General features: G+C 73.4%; 19 protein-coding genes. 10 read left to right on the top strand and 9 right to left on the bottom strand.

Annotation, left to right across the window (positions count from 1 at the left end; translation table 11 throughout):
- Positions 1-31 precede the first annotated feature (31 nt).
- On the top strand, positions 32-1,618 hold the full coding sequence (locus JAP66_RS14185) for an alkaline phosphatase D family protein (RefSeq protein WP_199432188.1): 1,587 nt from the start codon (positions 32-34) through the stop codon (positions 1,616-1,618).
- 19 nt (positions 1,619-1,637) lie between these two features.
- Here JAP66_RS14185 and JAP66_RS14180 read toward each other — a convergent pair whose 3' ends face one another.
- Genes JAP66_RS14180 through JAP66_RS14165 form a run of 4 tightly spaced genes read right to left on the bottom strand, consistent with a single transcriptional unit; the run spans position 1,638 to position 5,084 of the window.
- Positions 1,638-2,036, bottom strand: coding sequence for an acyl-CoA thioesterase (locus JAP66_RS14180; protein ID WP_199432369.1), 399 nt, complete (start codon positions 2,034-2,036; stop codon positions 1,638-1,640).
- 52 nt (positions 2,037-2,088) lie between these two features.
- Entirely contained in the window at positions 2,089-3,033 is a 945-nt protein-coding gene (locus JAP66_RS14175) for a TAXI family TRAP transporter solute-binding subunit (protein WP_199432187.1), read from the bottom strand.
- Positions 3,030-4,421 (bottom strand): sensor histidine kinase, encoded by a 1,392-nt coding sequence (locus JAP66_RS14170; protein WP_199432186.1) that lies wholly within the window; start codon positions 4,419-4,421, stop codon positions 3,030-3,032. The genes JAP66_RS14175 and JAP66_RS14170 overlap by 4 nt, the downstream gene beginning before the upstream one ends.
- Before the next feature lie 3 nt (positions 4,422-4,424).
- Positions 4,425-5,084: a response regulator transcription factor gene (locus tag JAP66_RS14165; protein WP_199432185.1), complete on the bottom strand. Its 660-nt coding sequence runs from the start codon at positions 5,082-5,084 to the stop codon at positions 4,425-4,427.
- 157 nt (positions 5,085-5,241) lie between these two features.
- On the opposite strand from JAP66_RS14165, the gene fabG reads away from it, so the two are divergent.
- From fabG to JAP66_RS14150, 3 genes are all read left to right on the top strand, one after another.
- A complete protein-coding gene (fabG, locus tag JAP66_RS14160; RefSeq protein ID WP_199432184.1) occupies positions 5,242-5,946 on the top strand; it encodes a 3-oxoacyl-ACP reductase FabG in 705 nt (234 codons plus the stop codon).
- A gap of 52 nt (positions 5,947-5,998) precedes the next feature.
- Positions 5,999-6,763 carry an enoyl-ACP reductase FabI gene (fabI, locus tag JAP66_RS14155; RefSeq protein ID WP_199432183.1) on the top strand — a complete coding sequence of 255 codons (765 nt, stop codon included), beginning with the start codon at positions 5,999-6,001 and terminating at the stop codon, positions 6,761-6,763.
- A gap of 84 nt (positions 6,764-6,847) precedes the next feature.
- Positions 6,848-7,888, top strand: coding sequence for a ferrochelatase (locus tag JAP66_RS14150; protein WP_199432182.1), 1,041 nt, complete (start codon positions 6,848-6,850; stop codon positions 7,886-7,888).
- A 32-nt stretch (positions 7,889-7,920) separates the two neighbouring features.
- Here JAP66_RS14150 and JAP66_RS14145 read toward each other — a convergent pair whose 3' ends face one another.
- Complete coding sequence (locus JAP66_RS14145; RefSeq protein WP_199432368.1) at positions 7,921-8,715, bottom strand: Rv1486c family protein; 795 nt, start codon at positions 8,713-8,715, stop codon at positions 7,921-7,923.
- 68 nt (positions 8,716-8,783) lie between these two features.
- Here JAP66_RS14145 and JAP66_RS14140 point away from each other — a divergent pair, with 68 nt between their 5' ends.
- Both JAP66_RS14140 and JAP66_RS14135 read left to right on the top strand, forming a co-directional pair.
- Entirely contained in the window at positions 8,784-10,205 is a 1,422-nt protein-coding gene (locus tag JAP66_RS14140) for an ATP-binding protein (protein ID WP_199432181.1), read from the top strand.
- Positions 10,202-12,178: a vWA domain-containing protein gene (locus tag JAP66_RS14135; protein ID WP_199432180.1), complete on the top strand. Its 1,977-nt coding sequence runs from the start codon at positions 10,202-10,204 to the stop codon at positions 12,176-12,178. Before JAP66_RS14140 ends, JAP66_RS14135 begins: the two co-directional genes overlap by 4 nt.
- A 46-nt stretch (positions 12,179-12,224) precedes the next feature.
- Here JAP66_RS14135 and JAP66_RS14130 read toward each other — a convergent pair whose 3' ends face one another.
- The 3 genes from JAP66_RS14130 to JAP66_RS14120 all read right to left on the bottom strand — a co-directional run bounded on the left by JAP66_RS14130 (position 12,225) and on the right by JAP66_RS14120 (position 15,087).
- Positions 12,225-12,440 carry a hypothetical protein gene (locus JAP66_RS14130; protein ID WP_199432179.1) on the bottom strand — a complete coding sequence of 72 codons (216 nt, stop codon included), beginning with the start codon at positions 12,438-12,440 and terminating at the stop codon, positions 12,225-12,227.
- A gap of 17 nt (positions 12,441-12,457) precedes the next feature.
- On the bottom strand, positions 12,458-13,639 hold the full coding sequence (locus JAP66_RS14125; RefSeq protein WP_199432178.1) for a S8 family serine peptidase: 1,182 nt from the start codon (positions 13,637-13,639) through the stop codon (positions 12,458-12,460).
- Between the two features lie 83 nt (positions 13,640-13,722).
- Entirely contained in the window at positions 13,723-15,087 is a 1,365-nt protein-coding gene (locus tag JAP66_RS14120) for a cytochrome P450 (RefSeq protein WP_199432177.1), read from the bottom strand.
- Positions 15,088-15,165: 78 nt separating this feature from the next.
- Here JAP66_RS14120 and JAP66_RS14115 point away from each other — a divergent pair, with 78 nt between their 5' ends.
- Both JAP66_RS14115 and mshC read left to right on the top strand, forming a co-directional pair.
- A complete protein-coding gene (locus tag JAP66_RS14115) occupies positions 15,166-15,765 on the top strand; it encodes a TetR/AcrR family transcriptional regulator (protein ID WP_199432176.1) in 600 nt (199 codons plus the stop codon).
- Positions 15,766-15,786: 21 nt separating this feature from the next.
- A complete protein-coding gene (gene mshC / locus JAP66_RS14110; protein WP_199432175.1) occupies positions 15,787-17,034 on the top strand; it encodes a cysteine--1-D-myo-inosityl 2-amino-2-deoxy-alpha-D-glucopyranoside ligase in 1,248 nt (415 codons plus the stop codon).
- A 32-nt stretch (positions 17,035-17,066) separates the two neighbouring features.
- On the opposite strand, the gene JAP66_RS14105 is transcribed toward mshC, so the two are convergent.
- Positions 17,067-18,671: an ABC-F family ATP-binding cassette domain-containing protein gene (locus tag JAP66_RS14105; RefSeq protein ID WP_199432174.1), complete on the bottom strand. Its 1,605-nt coding sequence runs from the start codon at positions 18,669-18,671 to the stop codon at positions 17,067-17,069.
- 209 nt (positions 18,672-18,880) lie between these two features.
- On the opposite strand from JAP66_RS14105, the gene JAP66_RS14100 reads away from it, so the two are divergent.
- Together JAP66_RS14100 and JAP66_RS14095 are read left to right on the top strand one after the other, a co-directional pair.
- Positions 18,881-19,468 (top strand): ArsR/SmtB family transcription factor, encoded by a 588-nt coding sequence (locus tag JAP66_RS14100; RefSeq protein ID WP_199432173.1) that lies wholly within the window; start codon positions 18,881-18,883, stop codon positions 19,466-19,468.
- Positions 19,465-20,673 carry an MFS transporter gene (locus JAP66_RS14095; protein ID WP_199432172.1) on the top strand — a complete coding sequence of 403 codons (1,209 nt, stop codon included), beginning with the start codon at positions 19,465-19,467 and terminating at the stop codon, positions 20,671-20,673. Before JAP66_RS14100 ends, JAP66_RS14095 begins: the two co-directional genes overlap by 4 nt.
- Positions 20,674-20,700 lie beyond the last annotated feature (27 nt).

Genomic DNA, 20,700 nt, shown 5'->3' with positions numbered 1-20,700 from the left:
CTGTTCCCACCGTCACACCATTGGAGGACCTGTGGCCGCGCGTTCGTCGAGATTGTCCCGCCGTCGGTTTCTCGGTTACGGATCGGCCGGTGCCGCGGCCGTGCTGCTCGGCACCGGCGCGTGGAACGCGGCGGGTTCGCTCGCCGCGCCGGTCCGGGGAAGGGACCCGTTCACGCTCGGGGTGGCTTCCGGCGATCCGGCACCCGACAGCGTGGTGCTGTGGACCCGGCTGGCTCCCGAGCCGTTCGCCGAGGACGGCACGGGCGGCATGCCGGCACGGCCCGTCCGGGTGGAGTACGAGGTCGCGGTCGACGAGCGATTCCGCGGCGTCGTGCGCCGGGGCAGCGCCGTCGCGACGCCGGAGCTCGGGCATTCGGTGCACCCGGAGGTTCGCGGCCTCGCACCCGGCCGCGAGTACTTCTACCGCTTCCGCGCGGGCGGTGAGGTCTCGACGACGGGCCGGACCAGGACGACTCCGGCCCGCTGGGCGAACCCCCGCGAGCTGAACTTCGCCTTCGCCTCGTGCCAGGCATGGCAGGACGGCTACTACACCGCCTACGAGCATCTCGCGGAAGAGGACCTCGACCTGGTGGTGCACCTCGGCGACTACCTCTACGAGTACGGCGTGGCCGACAACCGGCGCGGGGTGGAGGTGGACGAGCGCTTCCACGGCGAGACGCTCGACCTCGCCCGCTACCGGCTGCAGTACGCGCTCTACAAGTCCGAGGCCCCGCTGCGACGGGCACACGCGCGCTTCCCGTGGATCATGACCATCGACGACCACGAGGTGGACAACAACTGGGCAGGCGACATCTCGCAGGACGGTGACGACCCCGGCGAGTTCCGGCGGCGCAGGGCGATCGCGTTCCAGGCGATGTACGAGAACATGCCCTTCCGGCACGCGCAGCTGCCCTCCGGGCCGGACGTGCACCTGCATCGGAGGCTGTCCTACGGCAGGCTCGCCGACTTCACCATGCTGGACACCCGGCAGTACCGCGACGACCAGCCGTGCGGCGACGGTGCTTCGGCGACCTGCACCGAACGGCTCGACCCCGACCGCACGATCCTCGGTGGGCGGCAGCGCGACTGGGTGCTCGACGGGTTCAGCACGTCCCGGGCCAGGTGGCAGGTGCTCGGCAACCAGGCGCCGATGGGCCAGACCGACCGTGACGCGGGTCCGGCGACGGAGGTGTGGCTCGACCCGTGGGACGGCTACGCGGCCGAGCGCGACCGGGTGCTGGCCGAGGCGCAGGCCCGCGGGGTGCGCAACCTCGTGGTGATCACCGGTGACCGGCACCAGAACTATGCCTGGGACCTCAAGCGGGACTTCACCGATCCGGCCTCGCCCACCGTGGGCAGCGAGTTCGTCGGCACCTCCATCACCAGTGGCGGCGACGGTGCCGACATGACACCGACCGGGCAGGAGTTCCTCGCGGCCAACCCGCATATGCGGTTCTTCAACGCCCAGCGCGGCTACGTGCGGGTGAACGTCAACCGCCGGCGGTGGCGCAGCGACTTCCGGGTCGTTCCGTACGTCACCAGGCCCGGCGCGCCCGTCCGCACCCGCGCGACCTACGTCGTCGAGGACGGCCGTCCCGGTGTGCGGGAGGGCTCGTGAGCGCCTGCCCGGGCGGCGGTCACCAGCCGCCGCGCCGGGCGTCGTGGAGGATCCAGCGCACGTCGTCCGGCGGCGGCGTCGGCCGGTGCCCGGTGGTGTCGATCCACACGTAGCGGTTGCTGCCTTCGAGGACGAGCTCGTCCCCACGGTCGATGCGGATGCCGAGCACCAGCGAGGTGGTGCCGACGTGCTCGACGCTAAGACCGACCACGAGCTCGTCCTCGAAGCGGCTCGGCGCGCGGTAGCGCAGGTTCGTCTCGGCCACGACCATGTCGATCCCGCGCTCCAGCAGCCGGGCGTGCGAGCCGAACAGCGCCGCGCAGAACTCGAAGGAGGCCATGTCCACGTAGGCGAGGTAGTTCGCGTTGAAGACGATCCCCTGCGGGTCGCACTCGTGGTAGCGCACCTTCAACGGCATCCGCACGACGGGTTCCCGCTGCCCCACGGCCCGCTCCTCTCCGGCTCGGTGATCAACCGTGCAGTGCACGGTACGCCGCGGCGGCGCCGGGATGCAGCGGCACCGACCGCGTTCCGATCAGCGTGCGCACGTCGAGGTACTGCGCGCCGACGGCCTGCTCGGGCACCAGGTTCGCCGCTCTCGTGCCGAGCACGCGGGTGACGGCCGCCGCCACGTCGTCCGGCAGGCTGGGGGCGGACACCAGCAGGTTCGCCACGCCGATGGTCGGCACGGCCGGGACGCCCGCGTAGGCGTCGGCGGGTACCCGGACCTCCTGGTAGACGGGTCCGTGCGCGGCGCGCAGCGCGGGCAGGACGCCGTCCAGCGGCAGCAGCACGAGCCCGGCCCGGCGGTTCAGCTCCGCCAGCGCCGGCGTCGGCACCCCGCCGGACCACAGCAGCGCGTCGATCCGCCGCTCCCGCAGTGCCGCGACGGCCTCGGCCAGCGGCAGGTGGCCGGTCCGGGCGGACAGCCCGGCCGCGGCGAGCAGCCGGTCCCCGGTCAGCGCGGCCCCTGAGCCGGCCGCACCGAGGGAGACCCGCCGTCCGGCGAGGTCGCCGACCGTCCGCACCGGACCGTCGGCCCGCGCGACGAACTGGAGGTAGTTCTCGTACACGCGGCCGATCGCCCGCAGCGGCACCCGGCCCGGGAACGGTGCCGCGCCGGTGACCGCGGCCTCGACGGCGTCGGCCAGCGTGAGCGCCAGATCGGCCTCGCCGTCACGGACCAGCCCGATGTTGTCCACGCTCGCCTCCGTGGAGACGGCGGCGCAGTGCAGCCGCGGCTCCGCGCGGTCGAGCTCGGCGGCCAGCAACTCGGCGAAGGCCAGGTAGAAGCCGCCGCGCTCGCCGGCGGCGATGGTCAGTGAGCGCTGCGGCCCCCGGTAGCCGGGGCCGGAACAGCCGGCCAGCGCGGCGGCGAGACCGCCGAGCAGCGCGGTCCGGCGGGCGACGGTCATCCCGCACCCACCGGGAGGGTGATCCGCACGGCCAGCCCGTGTGGCCGCACCGGCCGCAGTTCCAGCCGGCCACCCCGGCCGGTGACCTGCCGGTGCGCGATCGCGAGGCCAAGCCCGGTGCCGCGCGGGGCACCGTCGCCGCCCGCCCGCCAGAACCGGTCGGTCGCCTTGGCCAGTCCTTCGGCGCTCAGCCCCGGCCCGTCGTCGCTGACGACGAGCCGGGCGAGGCCGTCCGCGGGCTCGAACGTCCAGGCCAGCTCTACGCGGGCACCGCGGCCGGCGTAGTGGATGGCGTTGTCCAGTACGACGTCGAGCACCTGGGCGAGCTCCGGCTCGGGGCAGTCCGCGAGCACGCGGCCGTCGCCGCGCAGCGTGAGCCGGACGCCGGCCCGGTCGGCCGCGGCCCGCCAGGCGTCGGCCCGGTCGGCGGCGACCGCCGCGACGTCGCAAGGTTCCCCCGCCGGGGCACCCGCGGCCAGCCGCGTCGCGGTGCTCTCGGCGAGGGCGAGCGCCAGCAGCCCGTCGGCCAGCGACTCCAGCCGTTCCACCTCGGCGACGGTCGCCTCGTAGGCCCGGCGGCCCTCGCCGCTGACCGACGTCCCGAGCGAGTCCACCCGCAGTCGCAGTGCGGCGAGCGGGTTGCGCAGCTGGTGCGAGGCGTCGGCGACGAGCCTGCGCTGCTGATCGGCGGACTCGACGACCGCGTCGGACATCCGGTTGAACGACGCCGCCAGCGACCGCAGCTCTCGGGGCCCGGCCCCGGCCGGGACCTGCGCGCGCCGCCCCGCGGTGACGGCACGGACCCCGTCCTCGAGCGCGTGCAGTGGCCGCACCACCCACCGGGCGAGCAGCATCGCCAGCAGCACGAACGCCGTGGCGGCCAGCAGCGCGCCCAGCCCGACGGCCGTCCAGCGGCGGGCCACGTCGGCGGCCGCCGGTGTCACCGATGCCCGCAGCACGACGGCTCCGGCGACCCGCGTGCCGGTCCCGACCGGCCGGGCGAGCAGCACGGGCTCCGCCGACCAGGGGCTGAGCGTGGGCGGCTGGGGACCGGGCTGGTTGCGCAGCGCACCCTCCACGACCGCGCGCACTCCGGGGTCGGTCAGCGACAGGCCCGCCTGGGTCAGCGGTTCGCGGCGGGCGTCGACCACCACGACGCCCTCGCCGTAGAGCTCGGCGTAGCGCCGCGCGTCCGCGGCGAGGGCAGTGGTGTCGCCCGAGTCGACGGCCTGCTGGGCGAGGACCACGAACCGGTCGATGTCGGCGTCGCGGCCGATGGCCAGCTGCTGCGTGCGCTGCTCGGCCGTGCTGCGCAGCAGCGGCGTGGCGAACCCGGCGACGGCCGCGAGCGCGAACACGACCAGCACGAGCAGCAGCCGGGCGCGCATTGCTCACTCGCCCAGCCGGTAGCCGAAGCCCCGGATCGTCGCCAGCAGGCCCGGCCTGCCGAGCTTCGCGCGCAGCTGGGTCACGTGCACGTCCAGCGACCGCGAGACGGCCAGGTAGGCGTCCCCCCACACCTCGTCGAGCACCTGCTGCCTGCTCACCGCGGTGCCGGCCCGGGCGGCGAGCACGGCGAGCACGTCGAACTCCTTGGTCGTCAGCGGCACCTCCTCGCCGCCCGCGACGACGCGCCGGGCGGCGAGGTCGATCTCGACGTCGGCGACCCGGACCACCTCCCCGGCCGCGACGGCCGGGCCCGCGGTGCGGCGCAGCACGGCGTCCATCCGGGCCAGCAGCTCGGCGAGACCGACGGGCTTGGTGAGGTAGTCGTCGGCGCCGAGGCGCAGGCCGCGGACGACGGAACGCTCGTCGCCCCGCGCGGTCAGCACGACGACCGGCACACCGGAGACCTGGCGGATCTTGCGCAGCACCTCGAGGCCGTCGGTGTCGGGCAGCCCGAGATCCAGCAGCACCAGGTCGGCCTCCCGGTGACGGGTGAGCGCGTCGGCGCCGCGGGCGGCCCGGTCGACGGCATGACCGCGGTCGTGCAGGCTCTCCGCGAGCGCGCCCGCGACCCCGTCGTCGTCCTCGACGAGCAGTACTCGCACGCCACACCCTTTCCTCCGGCTCTCCGGGCCGCTGTGTCGAACGCCATGCCGGGTTACCCGAGCGTAGCGGCGCCGTGCCCGCGACTGGCGTCACGCGAGCCGATAGCCTCACCCGCGTCAGCAGCGACGCACTGGTTCATCGGTTGAGGAGTATCACGTGGGACGGTCCGTACTGGTCACCGGCGGCAATCGCGGCATCGGGCTGGCGATCGCCCGCGGACTCGCCGCGGCCGGGCACGAGGTCGCGGTGACGCACCGTGGCTCCGGAGCCCCCGAGGGGCTGTTCGGCGTGCAGGCCGATGTCACCGACACCGAGCAGATCGACGCCGCGTTCAAGCAGGTCGAGGAGCACCAGGGGCCGGTCGAGGTGCTGGTGTCGAACGCCGGGATCACCGACGACACGCTATTGATGCGGATGAACGAGGACCAGTTCGCCCGCGTCGTCGACGCCAACCTGACCGGCGCCTACCGCGTCGCCAAGCGCGCCTCGCGCGGGATGCTGCGCGCCAAGTGGGGCCGGTTCGTGTTCATCTCCTCGGTCGTCGGCCTCTCGGGTGGCGCCGGGCAGGTCAACTACGCCGCGAGCAAGGCGGGCCTGGTCGGCATGGCGCGCTCGCTCACGCGGGAGCTCGGCTCCCGCAACATCACCGCGAACGTGGTGGCACCAGGGTTCGTCGTCACCGACATGACCGACGCGCTCACCGAGGACCAGCGGGCGGCCGCCCTTGCGCAGATCCCGGCGGCCCGCTACGGCCAGGCCGACGAGATCGCCGCGGCGGTGCGGTTCCTCGCCTCCGACGACGCCGCCTACATCAACGGTGCGGTACTGCCCGTCGACGGCGGCCTCGGCATGGGCCACTGACCCTCCACTCACGACCCCGACGTTGCCGTATCTCTCTCCCACTGGAGGACTGGTGTCCGGACTGCTCGAAGGCAAGCGCCTGCTCATCACCGGCGTGATCACCGACGCGTCGATCGCGTTCCATGCGGCCAGGGCCGCGCAGGAGCAGGGCGCGCAGGTGATCCTGACCGGCTTCGGCCGTCTCTCGCTGGTCGAACGCATCGCCAAGCGGCTGCCCGAGCCCGCGCCCGTGATCGAGCTCGACGTGCAGAACGCCGAGCACCTCGACACGCTCGCCGACCGGGTTCGGGAGCACGCCGACGGGCTGGACGGCGTGCTGCACTCGATCGGCTTCGCCCCCCAGAGCTGCCTCGGCGCGCCGTTCCTCGACGCGCCCGCCGAGGACGTCGCGAAGGCGGTGGAGGTGTCGGCGTACTCGCTGAAGTCGCTGGCGGTGGCGACGCTGCCGCTGCTGGACCGCGGCTCGTCGATCGTCGGCATGGACTTCGACGCGCGTTTCGCCTGGCCCGCCTACAACTGGATGGGCGTCGCGAAGGCGGCGCTGGAGTCGGTCAACCGCTACCTCGCGCGGGATCTCGGCCCGCGCGGGATCCGGGTGAACCTGGTCACGGCCGGGCCGGTGAAGACGATGGCCGCGAAGTCGATCCCGGGTTTCGAGGAGCTGGAGAACTCGTGGGGCGACCGCGCTCCGCTCGGCTGGGACACCGAGGATCCGACACCGGTCGCGAAGACGATCTGCGCGGTGCTTTCCGACTGGCTGCCGGCCACCACCGGGTCGATGATCTGGGTCGACGGCGGCGTGCACGCGATGGGCTGACGCCCGCCGGCGCGGCGAGCGGTACGGCACCGGAAGGCGGCACCCGGCCCTGCGTGGGGCGCGTCATAGCGGAAAGATGGTGGCGTGAACTACGACGCGCTGCTGTGGTTGTCCTTCGGCGGCCCGGAGGGGCCGGACGAGGTCATGCCGTTTCTGGAGAACGTGACGCGGGGCAGGGGAGTGCCACGGGAACGGCTCGACGAGGTCGCCGAGCACTACCAGCACTTCGGCGGGGTGTCGCCCATCAACCGGCTCAACCGCGAGGCGATCGCCGCGGTGGAGAAGGAGCTTTCGGCGCAGGGCATCGAGCTGCCGGTGTACTTCGGGAACCGGAACTGGCGGCCGATGGTGGAGGACACGGTCGCGCGGATGGCCGCCGACGGGGTGCGGCGGGCGCTGGTCTTCCCGACGAGCGCCTACGGTGGCTACTCGGCGTGCCGGCAGTACGACGAGGACATCGCGAGGGCGCGGGCCGCCGTCGGCGCCGACGCGCCGGTGCTGGTCAAGCTTCGCCAGTTCTTCGACCATCCGCTGTTCGTGGGCGCGTTCGCGGACGCGGTGCGTGCGGCGCACGCCGAACTGGGCGAGGGAGCAGGTAGCCGGACGGTGTTCGTGGCGCACTCGGTGCCGGTCAGCGCCGACGCCGCGGCCGGGCCGCCGGGCGAGGGCGGGCACCGCTACTCGCGGCAGATCGCCGAGGCGGCCCGGCTGGTGGCCGCCGAGGCGGGGATCGGAGCCTACGACGTGGTGTGGCAGTCGCGCTCCGGCCCACCTCAGGTGCCCTGGCTGGAGCCGGACATCGTCGACCACATCGACGCCCTGCACGCCGACGGCGTGCGCGCCGTGGTGGTGTGCCCGGTCGGGTTCGTCTCCGATCACCTCGAGGTGATTTGGGACCTCGACAACGAGGCCGCGGAGCGGGCCGGGGAGCTCGGCATGGGTTTCGCCCGCGCCGCCACGCCGAACGCCGACCCGCGTTTCGCCGAACTCGTCGTGGAACTGATCCGGGAGCACATCTGCGGTGCGCCGGTGCGCAAGCTGTCGCACTTCCCGGCCGCAGGGGAGACGGCCGACGGGGCACCGTGCGCGCCGGGCTGCTGCGAGCCCGTCCGCCGCCCCTCGTGAGTGCCTACGCGAGTTAGAACACTGTTACGCACTCACGAGGGCGTGGCCTGGTCGGCGAACACCCGCACGGCCTCGTTGACGGCGGCGCAGCGCGCGGTGCGCACGGCGTCGGACAGTGGGCGCAGCGCGTCGGCCCTGCGCGTCACCGCCGAGGCCGAGAGCGCCCCGCCGGGCTCGTCGGCGTGCGCGAGCGCGAGGATCGCGCCGACCTCCTCGGCCCGCTGCAGCACCCGCAGCGCGCGGCCCGGCGTGCCGGGCGGCCAGTCCAGCTTCGGGGTCGAGCGCAGCTTCGCGGACAGCTCGGCGCGGACCCCGGGCCGCTCCCTGGCGACGTCGAGCGACTGCAGCGCGCCCGCGCTGTCGCGGATCGCGTCGGTCAGCCCGTGTTCGGCCTCGCCCAGCCCGGTGTACTCCGATGCCACGGTGCTCGCCAGCGGGAACACCGTCCAGCGGAGCAGCCCCTCGGCGATCGGCTGCGGCACCACGCCGTAGCCGAGCGCAGGCAGCACCATCGCCTCACCGGCGCGCAGGGCGGCCTCGGTGAACGGCCCCCCGCCACCGAGCCCGCGGACGTCGCCCGGGACGGGCAGCACGAGGCGCATGTCGGCCGCGCCAAGCCGGCGCAGGGACGGCAGCAGGCGCGCCGGTGCCGCGGGCACGGCGCCGCTGACCGGCACGTCGAACGTCTCCGCCGTACCCGGATCGGCGGCCACCACGGCGTGCTCCTCACCCCACGGCATCAGGGCGTCGAGCGTGTCGTCGGACGCGGCGGCACCATGCAGCCACGCCGAGGACCAGATGGCAAGGGTCGCACTGGGACAGCACACGGCGATCCAGCGTACCTGGAGCAGGTCCACGTCGACGGAGTGCGCGAGATGCAAGTAGCGTCGAAGGCGTGACATCGTCCGCGCCACCGACCGCACCGTCGCCGCCACCGAACCTGCCCGGCACCGCGGGGCAGCTGCGGGCCGCCGGGTACGCGCCCCGGGGAATCAAGACGGAGATCCACGACAACCTGCTCGCCGCGCTGCGAGCCGGGGAGGACGCCTGGCCCGGCATCGTCGGGTTCTCCCGCACCGTGCTGCCCCAGTTCGAGCGGGCTCTGCTGGCCGGGCACGACGTCGTGCTGCTCGGCGAGCGGGGCCAGGGCAAGACCCGGCTGCTGCGCACGCTGGCCGGCCTGCTCGACGAGTGGACCCCGGTGATCGAGGGGGCCGAGCTGGCCGAGCATCCGCTCGCACCGATCACGCCGGTGTCGCTGCGCCGGGCCGCCGAGCTGGGCGACGAGCTGCCGGTCGCCTGGCTGCACCGGAGCGCGCGCTATGCCGAGAAGCTCGCCACCCCCGACACGTCGGTCGGCGACCTCATCGGTGACGTGGACCCGGTCAAGGTCGCCGAGGGCCGCAGCCTCGGCGATCCCGAGACGATCCACTTCGGGCTCGTGCCGCGCGCGCACCGCGGTGTCGTGGCCATCAACGAGCTGCCCGACCTCGCCGAGCGCATCCAGGTGGCGCTGCTCAACGTCATGGAGGAGCGCGACATCCAGGTCCGCGGCTACACCCTGCGGCTGCCGCTGGACGTCCTGCTGGTCGCGACGGCGAACCCGGAGGACTACACCAATCGCGGTCGGATCATCACCCCGCTCAAGGACCGCTTCGGTGCCGAGATCCGCACCCACTACCCGCTCGACGTGGCGGCCGAGGTCGACGTCGTGCGGCAGGAGGCCGATCTGGTGGCCGAGGTGGGCGAGCCCCTGCTGGAGGTGTTGGCCCGGTTCGTGCGCAACCTCCGTGAGTCCAACGTCGTCGACCAGCGTTCCGGCATCTCGGCCCGGTTCGCCGTGGCCGCGGCGGAGACCGTCGCAGCCGCGGCACTTCGGCGCTCCGCGCTGACCGGCGAGCACCCGCCGGTCGCCCGTCCCGTTGACCTCGACGCCGTGCCCGCCGTGCTGCGCGGCAAGGTCGAGTTCGAACCGGGCGAAGAGGGCCGCGAGACCGAGCACCTCGTGCACCTGCTGCGCCGGGCGGTCGCCGAGACCGCGCGGGAGCGCTTCGCGGGCCTGGACCTGAAACCGCTGTCAAACGCCGTCGCCGACGGCAACCTGGTCGCGACCGGCGAGCGGGTGCCCGGCAAGGCCGTGCTGTCCGCACTGCCGGAGCTGCCCGTACTGCACGAGGTCGCCCAGCGCGCCGGGGTGTCCGCGGACGACCCGCCCGGCCGGATCGCCGCCGCCGTCGAGCTCGCGCTGGAGTCGCTCTACCTCTCGCGCCAGCTCGCCAAGGACGCCGACGACAACACCACCGTGTACGGGCCATGACCTCCATCCCGGACGGGTACTCGTACGGTCCGTGGCACGACGGGCCCGATCCGCTCGCCCCGCCGGTCGACCTGCGCGACGCGATGGACGAGATTGGCCGGGACGTGATGTCCGGGTCGTCCCCCCGTTCCGCGCTGGAGGAGCTGCTGCGCCGCGGCACGCCCCGCACCACGGGCCTCGACGAGCTGACCCGGCGGGTCTGGCAGCGCCGCTCCCAGATCCAGCGGCGGCACAACTTCGACGGCACCCTGAACGACGTGCGGCGCCTGCTCGACGAGGCGCTGGACGCGGAGCGGACCGCGCTCTTCCCCGATCCCTCCGACGACGCCCGGTTCCGCGAGGCTCAGCTGGACGCGCTGCCACCGGGAACCGCCGCGGCCGTGCGCGAGCTGGCGGACTACGAGTGGACCTCCGAGCAGGGCAGGCAGAACTACGAGCGCATCCGGGAGCTGCTCGGCCGGGAGCTGCTCGACTCCCGGTTCGAGGGCATGAAGGACGCGCTGCGCTCCACCGGCCCGGAGGACGTCGAGCGCGTCAACCAGATGCTGGCCGATCTCAACGCGCTGCTCGCCGCACACGCGGAGGGGTTCTCGGACGTCGGTGAGCGGTTCGCGGAGTTCATGCGCAGGCATGGCGAGTTCTTCCCGGAGAACCCGCGCAACGTCGACGAGCTGATCGACGTGCTCGCGGCGCGCTCGGCCGCCGCGCAGCGCATGCTCAACTCGATGAGCGCCGAGCAGCGCGCCGAACTCGCCGAGCTGTCGCAGCAGGCGTTCGGCGACCCCCGGCTCGCGCAGGAACTGTCCACACTGGACTCCCAGTTGCGCGCACTGCGGCCGGGGGAGGACTGGACGTCCTCGGCCCGGCTCCGCGGTGACGATCCGCTCGGGCTCGGCGAGGGCGCCACGGCGATGACCGATCTCGCCGAGCTGGACGCGCTGGCCGAGCAGCTCTCGCAGAGCTACCCGGGCGCCCGCCTCGAGGACATCGACCTGGAGGTGCTGCAGCGGCAGCTCGGCGAGGACGCCGGGGTGGACGCACGCAGGCTGGCCGAGCTGGAACGGGAACTGCGCGCGCAGGGCGTTTTCGAGCGCGCGCCCGACGGCACCCTGCGGCTGTCGCCGAAGGCGCTGCGCCGACTCGGCGAGACGGCGCTGGCCGACGTGGTGCGCTCGCTGCGCGGGCGCACCGGCGAGCGGGACACGGCCGCCGCGGGAGCGGCCGGGGAACCGAGCGGGGCGACGCGGCCGTGGCGGTTCGGCGACACCGAGCCGTGGGCGGTGTCGCGCACCGTCCGCAACGCCGTGCTGCGGACCGCCTCTCGTGGCGGCGGTGCCGCGGGTGCCGCCGGTGCCGTCCGGCTGGACGTCTCCGACGTGGAGGTCACCGAGACCGAGCACCGGTCGCGGGCGGCGGTGGCGCTGTGTGTGGACACGTCGTGGTCGATGGTGCAGGAGGGCAGGTGGCTGCCGATGAAACGCACCGCACTGGCCCTGCACCAGCTCATCGCCACCCGCTTCCGCAACGACGCGCTGCAGCTCATCACCTTCGGCCGGTACGCGGCGCCGGTGGAGCCGGCGGAGCTGGTCGGTCTCGAGGGTGCTTGGGAACAGGGCACCAACGCCCATCACGCGCTGCTGCTGGCCGGCCGGCATCTGCGCAGGCATCCGGGCGCGCAGCCGGTGGTGCTCGTCGTGACCGACGGGGAACCGACCGCGCATCTGGAACCGGACGGCATGGCAGAGTTCGACTATCCACCCAGCCCGCGCACGCTGCTCAAGACGTTGTCTGAGGTGGACCGGCTCGCCAAGCTCGGCGCGGCGACGACCGTGTTCCGGCTCGGCGACGACCCGCGGCTGGCCGCGTTCGTCGACCTCTTCGCCCGCCGTGCGGGCGGCCGGGTGCTCACGCCCGACGCCGACGGGCTCGGGGCCGCGGTGGTGGGCGACTACCTGCGCACGCGGCGGGCGTGAGCCGGGCACGTCTGGCTGCGGCGGGCGCGGTCCGGGCCGGCCGAGGTCACGATGCGCCGACCTCGCGATCGGGCTCGACGTCGAGCACGCCGTGCACCTCCCGTAGCGCCGGGATCGCGTCGGCGTCGATCGATCCGGTGACGGTGCCGAGGACGGCCTGCACCCGGTCGATGGTCATGCCCGCGTGTTTCAGATCGGACACGATGTCCTCGAGTGCGGGCAGGCTCGGCTCGGTGACCAGCACCATCACCTTGCGCTCCACGGCGGCCTCCCGGTGCTCTACGGCGCTTGCACCAATCCTGTACCCACATCGGTCGACGGCAAAGGCAATCGCCGCGCGGACTGGCCGAGCCGGGCCCACAGCTCCCACGCGCGGGCCTGGTGCCGCCCGGCGAGCAGCGCGGCGACCCCGGCGACGTGCGGCGTGGCCATGCTCGTTCCGCTGATGGTGTTGTAGCGGTCGGGCAGCGTCCAGCTCGAGTAGACGTCGACACCGGGGGCGGCGATGTCGACGGAGCCGTCGGGATCGGCGGACCCGCAGGAGAAGTCGGCGATGGCCTGCCGCTCGTCCAGCGCGCCGACCGCCATGATCGACGGGCAGTTGGCGGGGTGGCCAATCGGTGCGATGTGGTCCCGCGACCGCATGCTCTCGTTGCCCGCCGCCGCGATGATGAGTGTGTTGTGCCGCATGGCGCGGCGCGCCACCTCCTCGAAGATCCGCGAGTGCGGGTCGCCGACGCGGGTCGCGGCACCCAAAGACATCGAGACCACCGCGCAGCCGTTGCCGATTGCCCACGCGATACCGGAGAGGATCCCGCCGTCGGTCCCGGAGCCGGCGTCGCTGAGCACCTTGCCTGCGAAGATCTCCGACTCGTGGGCGACGCCGTAGCCGGGACCGGCCTCCGGGGTGCGGGGACCGCATGCGGTGCCGATGCAGTGCGTGCCGTGCCCGTGCCCGTCGGCTGCTTCCTCACCGTCGACGAACGAGCTGGTGGCCACGTCGCGATCGGCGAAGTCGGGATGGTCGAGCTGGAAACCGGTGTCCAGGACGGCCACGCGGATGCCGGCGCCGGTCGCCGTGCTCTCCGGCGCGCCCACGGCCCGGAGTCCCCAGGTGAACGTCGTCGGGCCCGCCGTCTCCGACGGCTCGACGGCCGGCGCCGCGTAGGCGTACACGGTGCGCTCCCGTTCGACGTAGGCCAGCGGGCCGGGGTCGGCGCAGGCCCTGGTGAGCGCGTCGGCCTGGTCCGGCTCCGCGGTGACCACCGCGACGCCCAGCTCGTGCAGCAGGATTCCGTTGGAGCGGCCGAGGAGCCCGAACGCGCCCGCACCCGCCAGTTCGGCGGTGCTGGTGGCGCGCACGCCCGCGACGCGCTCCATCGTGCGTGCCCCCGCCGCCGCGGAGTCCTCCTGCAGCAGCACGAGGTACCGGCCGGTTGCGCCATTCGTCGCCGTGGTCATGACCGCCACCCTCTTCCGTAGAACTGCCGGGGCATCTCTCCACGATGACCCAGTGGCGGCTGGATGTAATTCAGGTCACGTCACTATCCGGTCACAGTTTGACCGCGCTGTGTGACGGCGATGCGGGCCCCGCGCGCGGGCACCATCGTGATGTTGCGTGGCCTCGCGCCTTCGGGACGTTCCCGGTCGGGCGCGAGGTGGTACCGCGACAGCACGGCACGCAGCACGATGGTGGCCTCCAGCAGGGAGAACCCAGCGCCGAGGCAGCGACGCACCCCGCCCCCGAACGGCAGCCACGTGCCGGTGGGCGGGCCGTCGCCGAGGAAACGTTCCGGCCGGAACTCCCGCGGATCGGGATGGTGGCCCGCGTCGCCGTGCACCAGCGCGATCGACGGCATGACGGTGTGCCCGGCCGGAATGCGGTAGCCGCCGATCTCGATGTCCCTGGTCAGCTTGCGGGCGACCTCGGAGATCACCGGATGAAGACGCATCGACTCCTTCGCGACCGCTTCCAGATGCCTGTCGTCACCGGCGTCGGCGGCCCGCGTTGCGGCGGCGAGCTGGGCCGGATCACGGGCGAGCTCGTGCAGCGCCCAGGCGAGTGCGGTCGCCGTGGTCTCGTGCCCGGCGAGGAGCAGGGTGATGAGCTGGTCGCGGAGTTCGGCGTCGGAGAGCCGGTCCTCTTCACCGGAGACCGTGAGCAGCCGGGACAGCACGTCGTTTCGGTCGGCGAGGTCGTCGGCGCGGCGCCGTTCGGCGATCTCGGCGTAGAGCAGCTCGTCGACGCGGCGCTGCGCCACGGCGTAGCGCCGCCAGGGGCCGAAGCGCTGCAGTTTCGGGTTGTACCAGCCGATCAGGTCGATGGGGCCGACATCGACGATCCGGGACAGCAGGCGGCGCAGCTCGTCGAGCCGGGCGCCCGCGGACACGCCGAACACCACCCGCAGGATCACCTCCAGGGTGAGTGCCTGCATACGCGCGTGCGAGGGGAACGGCGTGCCGGTGGGCCAGCGCCCCGCCTCCTCGTCGGCGAGCCGGGTGATCATGTCGCGGTAGCCGCGCAGCGCGGCGCCGTTGAACGCGGGCATCAGCAGCTTGCGTGCCCGCAGGTGCACGTCCTCGTCGGTGAGCAGTACCGAGTGCTCGCCCATCGCGGGCTTGAGGATCATGTTGCCCTCACCGGCGTGGAAGATCGAGGGCGAGCCGCTGAAGATCGCGCGGATGTGCTCGACGTCGGCGATCTCCACCACGGAGCGCTCCGGGTAGATCCGCAGGCGGATGACATCGCCGTGCCTGCGGCGCAACACCGGGAGCCACCGGTGCCGGAACGAGCCGAAGAGCAGGGTCTGCACCGCCAGCGGCAGCCGTGGCCCCGGCGGAGGTGTCGTCGAGGTGAGGTGCTCGGTACGCAGGCCGGGTGTGGTGGCGGTGCGGGCCCTGGTCGTCATCACGGCTCCTTGGCGCGGCGGCTACACGTCCGTTTTATACGCGCGTATAGATCCGCTGTCCAGGGTTACGCTGTGCTGGTGGGCCATCGGGAAGACCTCCTCGCCGCGGCGCGGCGACTGCTGGAGGACAAGGGCTACGCGCACATCACGACGCGCGACCTGGTAGCCGCCTCGGGTACGAACCTGGCCTCGATCGGTTACCACTTCGGGTCGAAGGCCGGTCTGCTCAACGAGGCCATCGGCGAGGTCTTCGAGGAGTGGACCGACCAGCTCGCGGACCTGGCGATGGCCGACCCGACGGCATCACCGGTGGAGCGCGGTGTCGTGACCTGGGCCGCGATGCTGAACAGCCTCGCGGGCAAGCGGGCACTGCTGCTCTCCTACATCGAGGCGCTCGCCCAGGCGGAGCGCACGCCGGCGCTGCGCGAGCAGTTCGCGGAGCAGTACCGGCGGTGCCGGGCGCGCGTGGCCGGGCTGGTCGCCGAGTCGCTGGGTGACGGCACCCCGCCGGACGACGCGCGCTGCCTGGCCGTGGCCAGCTTCGTGATCGCGATCTGCGACGGGCTCTCGGTGCAGTGGCTGCTCGACGCCGACGGCGCGCCCACCGCGGAGGAACTGACCGAGGGGCTGGCCGCACTGTGGTCGGCCTCGTTCCCACCACGCGGGAAGTCGGGCTAGGTTCGCGCTTAGGCTGGGGGTATGCAGACTTGGTCCTCGGTCGCCGTGCCCCGAATCCCCGGAACCTCGCGCCCGCTGCGGCTGCACGACACGGCGACCGGCCGGCTGCGGCCGACGGCCCCGGGCCGGCTGGCCAGGATGTACGTCTGCGGCATCACCCCTTACGACGCGACCCACCTCGGGCACGCGGCGACGTACCTGGCCTTCGACCTGGTCTACCGGCAGTGGCTCGATGCCGGGCACGAGGTCCACTACGTGCAGAACGTCACCGACATCGACGAGCCGCTGCTGGAGCGCGCCGAGCGCGACCAGGACGACTGGGTGGTGCTCGGCATGCGGGAGACCGCGCTCTTCCGCGAGGACATGGAGGCGCTGCGGGTGCTGCCGCCGCGCGAGTTCATCGGGGCGGTGGAGAGCATCCCGGAGATCGTCGAGGTGATCGCCAAGCTGCTGGCCAACGGCGCGGCCTACCGGGTGGACGACCCGGACCACCCGGACATCTACTTCGATCGCGCCGCGACCGGCAGGTTCGGCTACGAGTCCAACTACGACGCCGAGACGATGGCCGCGCTGTTCCCCGAGCGTGGCGGCGACCCCGACCGGCCGGGCAAGCGCGACCCGCTCGACGCCCTGCTGTGGCGGGCGGCGCGGCCGGGCGAACCGTCCTGGGAGTCGGAGCTCGGTCCCGGCCGCCCCGGCTGGCACATCGAGTGCAGCGCGATCGCCGTCAACCGCCTCGGGCTCGGCTTCGACGTCCAGGGCGGCGGCTCCGACCTGGCGTTCCCGCACCACGAGTTCAGCGCCGCGCACGCCGAGGCACTGGCCGGGGAGCACCCGTTCGCCCGGCACTACGTGCACGCCGGGATGATCGGCCTCGACGGCGCCAAGATGTCGAAGTCGAAGGGCAACCTGGTGTTCGTCTCGCGGCTGCGGGCCGACGGGGTGGAGGCGGACGCGATCCGGCTGGCCCTGTTCGCCGGTCACTACCGCAGCGACCGCGCCTGGACCGGCGAGCTCCTCGGCGCCGCGCAGGCCCGGCTGGCGCGCTGGCGCGAGGCGGCTTTCCTGTCCGCCGGGCCGGACGCGGAGGGCACGGTCTCCCGGCTGCGGGACCACCTCGCCGACGATCTGAACACCCCGAAGGCGCTCGCGGCCGTGGACGCCTGGGCCGGGGAGGCGCTGCGCGGGCGCGGCACGGACACCGCCGCGCCCACGCTCGTCCGCGAGGCCGTCGACTCCCTGCTGGGCATCACCCTGCAAGCCTCGTGAGTGCGCACGCGAGTTAGAACTCGGGTCAGCACTCACGAGGCTTGTGGCAGGTCGACCCGGGCGCCGGACCAGCTCCGGCGCAGCCAGCGGTCGTGCGAGGCGACGACCACGGCGCCAGGCGCCTCGTCGAGCGCGTCGAACAGCTCCTCGGCCAGCGTGAGCGAGATGTGGTTGGTCGGCTCGTCGAGCAGCAGCACCTGCGGTGGCTCGGCCACCAGCACCGCGAGCGCGAGCCTGCGGCGCTGACCGGCGGAAAGCCTGCCGACCGGCCGGTCCAGCTCGCGGGGCGGGAGAAGGCCGAGCGAGGCCAGCGGCGTGGCGCCCGCGCCGGTCGCCGCTGCGTAGAGCTCGCGCGGGGTCCGCTCCGGATCGGCGAACGTGACGTCCTGCTCCAGCAGACCGACCCGGATGCCGGGCGCGCGGTGCACCACCCCGGCCACCGGGTCGAGCCGGCCCGCCAGCACCGCGAGCAGCGTCGACTTCCCAGCGCCGTTGCCGCCGGTGACCAACAGCCGGGCCGACGTGCCGACGTCGAGCCGGTCGAGCCGTAGCCGACCGGGCACGTCGAGATCGCGGGCCGAGAGCGCGAGCCGCTCCTCCGCGGCCCGCCCGGTCAGCGTGCCGGCGAAGCGCAGCGGGACGGGCGGCCTGCGCACCTGGGTGCGTTCCAGCTCGGCCAGCCGCTGCCGGGCATTGCGTACGCGGCGGGAGATCTGCCGCTGTACGCGGCCGGTCTTGAAGTCGTACTGCATCTTGGCGTTGTCCCGCGGCGCACGGTCGTGGCTGACGTCGCGCGAGGTGACGGCGACGGCGTGCCGCAGCTGCCGCAGCTCGTCCTGCTCCCCGGCGAACCGCTGCTCCCAGCGCGCCCGCTCGGCGCGCTTCTCGGCGAGGTAGTCGGTGTAGCGGCCGCCGTAGCGGTGGGGACCGCCCAGCGCCGGGTCGAGATCGACGATGTCGGTGCACACCGCGTCCAGGAACACCCGGTCGTGCGAGGCCAGCACGACCACCCCGGGCAGCGCGGCGAGGTGCTGCTGCAGGAAGTCCATCGCCGCGTCGTCGAGGTGGTTGGTCGGCTCGTCGAGCAGCAGCGTCTCCGGCCTGCGGATGAGCAGTGCCGCCAGCGCCAGCCGGGAACGCTGACCTCCCGACAGGGTGCCCAGCGGCCGCTCCGGCTCGATACCGCCGAGCCCGAGTCCCGCGCAGACGAGCTTCGCGCGGCGGTCGGCGTCCCACAGGTCGTGCGCCTGCGCCCAGTCCAGAACGCGGCCGTACTCGTCGAGTGCGGCGGGGTCGTCCGGACGCTCGGCGAGGGTTTCGGCGAGCGCGTCGAGGCGCGCACCGGCGGCCCGGAACGCGGCGAGCGCGTCGTCGAGCACTTCCCGCAAGAGCGCCGTGCCGGGGAAGGGCAGCTCCTGCCGGAGGAAGCCGATGTCGCCACCGCCCTCGACGGTGCCGGCCTGCGGCGTCTCCAGTCGGGCGAGCAGGCGCAGCAGCGTCGACTTGCCCGTGCCGTTCTCACCGACGAGTCCGAGGCGCTGCCCGGCCCCGGCCGTGAGGTCGATGCCGGAGAAGACGACGCGGTCGCCGTAGGCGAACGCGAGGTCGCGGGCGCGCAGGGAGAGGGAGGAGGACATGGAGCATCACCGGCCCGGGTGTCGCTGGGAGCACCCGCCGGGCGGTCGCCTCGGGCGCGGGTGCGGGCACGGTGCCAGCTCTTCATGGCCCAACCAGTCTAATGCGGCCGCGCTCGTGGCTGCCAACCATTTTCGGCTCGAGTTTGACATTGTAGCGGCAACTCTGAAACTTTGCTTTCGAAAGAATCCTTTCAGAGTTTGGAGGCACCGTGTCCCAGCTGCCACCCCGCAGGCGCATCCGCGACACCGAGCTGATGCGCGCGCTGGCGCATCCGCTGCGGACGGCGCTGCTGGGCTACCTGATGTCGGCCGGTTCGCGGACGGCGAGCGAGTGCGCCACGGCGGTGGACTCGACAGCGTCGAACTGCAGCTGGCACCTCCGCCAGCTCGCGCAGTGGGGACTGGTGGAACGGGTCGAGGCGACCGACGGCAGGGAACGCCCGTGGCGGGCGACGGCGGTCGGCCTGGACTACGGCGATTTCGACACCGACCCCGCCACCCGGGGCGCCCAGCTGGCCGCGACAGCGGCGCAGCTCGGCGAGGACCATTTGCTGACCCAGCGCTTCCTGGACAGCGTCGAGGACATCGAACCGGCCTGGCGCGACGCCGCGGCCCTGCACACGTCCTCGCTGCGGATCACCGCGCGGGAACTCGCCGAGCTCAACGCCGCCATCGAGGCGCTCGTCCGGCCCTACGTGAGCACCATCCGCACCGAGGCACCCGACGACGCGCGGGCTGTGCACGCGAGCTGGCGCGCGGTGCCGCGCCTCGACGCCGACGGCAGGCCGAGCGCGTGAGATCCGTGCTGGGGGAGGCGGGCTTTCGCCGGCTGTGGCTCGCGGCACTCTTCTCGGAGACCGCCGAGTGGATCCTGCAGGTCGCGCTGCCGCTCTACGTCTACCTGCGCACCGGCTCGGCGGCGTCCACCGCTGCCACGATGGTGCTCGGCCTGCTGCCCGCCGTCGCGCTGAGCCCGGTGGCCGGGCTGCTCGCCGACCGCTGCGACCGCAGGCTGGTCCTGTTTCTCGTGTGCGGCGGCCAGGCTCTCGCCGCCCTGCCGCTGCTGCTCGTGCACGCGACGGATCTGCTCGTCGTGGTGTACGCGGTGATGGCGGCGCAGGCGGCGCTGGCCTCGGTATTCGAACCCGCCCGCAACGCCCTGGTTCCCCAGCTCGTCGGTGTCGGCAACGTAACCGCTGCCAACGGGCTGCTCGGTCTCAACGGCAACCTCGCGCGGCTCGCGGGCGCGGCGCTCGGCGGTGTGCTGCTCGGATTCGCCGGCCTGCCCGGCGTGCTGGCCGCATACCTGCTGGCACTGGCCCTGGCGGCCGCCCTGCTGGCGCGGCCTTTCGCCGTTCGGGCGGACGTGCGTGCCGGGCGGCAGGCCCTGTTCCGCGCGTGGGCCGACGGGATCGCGGAGTTCGGTCGGAACCGGCGGCTGCGGGCGGCTGGCCCGGTGCTGGCCCTCACGTCGATCGCGCAGGGCATGTTCCTGGTGCTGTTCGTGCTCTTCGTGACCGACTCGCTGGGCGGCGGCGAGCCGGAGGTGGGCCTGCTCCGTGGCATCCAGGCGATCGGCGGCCTGGTGGCCGGTGCCGCGCTGGCCACCATCGCCCGGTGCGCCGGACCGCCCGCGCTGCTCGGCTGGGGCATCCTCGCGCTGGGCATCGGTTCGGCGCTGATCTGGAACAGCGCACAGGTGACGACGGCGCTCGGCGTCTACGCCGCTCTGTTCGCGGCAGTCGGTGTGCCGTCGGTCGTGGCCGGTGCCGGGTTGCAGTCGATGCTGCAGACGGTGAGCGAACCACAGCTCAGCGGCCGGGTACTGAGCACGGCGTTCGCGGGGATGGCGGTGTTCACGGCGGTGGGAATGCTGCTGGCGGGCACGCTGGTCGGCGCGCTGGGCCTGCCCGTCCTGCTCAACGTGCAGGCCGGGCTGCACGTGGCGGCCGGTGTGCTCGTGCTCCAGGCCCGGCCCGTCCCGGCGGCCCCCGGCCGATGACAGCGGCCCCGCGTGGCGGGCCGATAC

The sequence above is a fragment of the Qaidamihabitans albus genome, assembly GCF_016464705.1.
GTDB classification, from domain to species: domain Bacteria; phylum Actinomycetota; class Actinomycetes; order Mycobacteriales; family Pseudonocardiaceae; genus Qaidamihabitans; species Qaidamihabitans albus.
The sequence above is the reverse complement of the archived record's forward strand: the minus strand, read 5'-3'. Positions and strand labels throughout refer to the sequence as shown.

Coding starts and splice junctions, on each gene's coding strand:
- JAP66_RS14180 (WP_199432369.1), bottom strand. CDS start 2,036: ATGCCGTTGAAGGTGCGCTACCACGAGTGCGACCCGCAGGGGATCGTC.
- JAP66_RS14175 (WP_199432187.1), bottom strand. CDS start 3,033: ATGACCGTCGCCCGCCGGACCGCGCTGCTCGGCGGTCTCGCCGCCGCG.
- mshC (WP_199432175.1), top strand. CDS start 15,787: ATGCAGACTTGGTCCTCGGTCGCCGTGCCCCGAATCCCCGGAACCTCG.
- JAP66_RS14170 (WP_199432186.1), bottom strand. CDS start 4,421: ATGCGCGCCCGGCTGCTGCTCGTGCTGGTCGTGTTCGCGCTCGCGGCC.
- JAP66_RS14125 (WP_199432178.1), bottom strand. CDS start 13,639: ATGACCACGGCGACGAATGGCGCAACCGGCCGGTACCTCGTGCTGCTG.
- JAP66_RS14105 (WP_199432174.1), bottom strand. CDS start 18,671: ATGTCCTCCTCCCTCTCCCTGCGCGCCCGCGACCTCGCGTTCGCCTAC.
- JAP66_RS14135 (WP_199432180.1), top strand. CDS start 10,202: ATGACCTCCATCCCGGACGGGTACTCGTACGGTCCGTGGCACGACGGG.
- JAP66_RS14120 (WP_199432177.1), bottom strand. CDS start 15,087: ATGACGACCAGGGCCCGCACCGCCACCACACCCGGCCTGCGTACCGAG.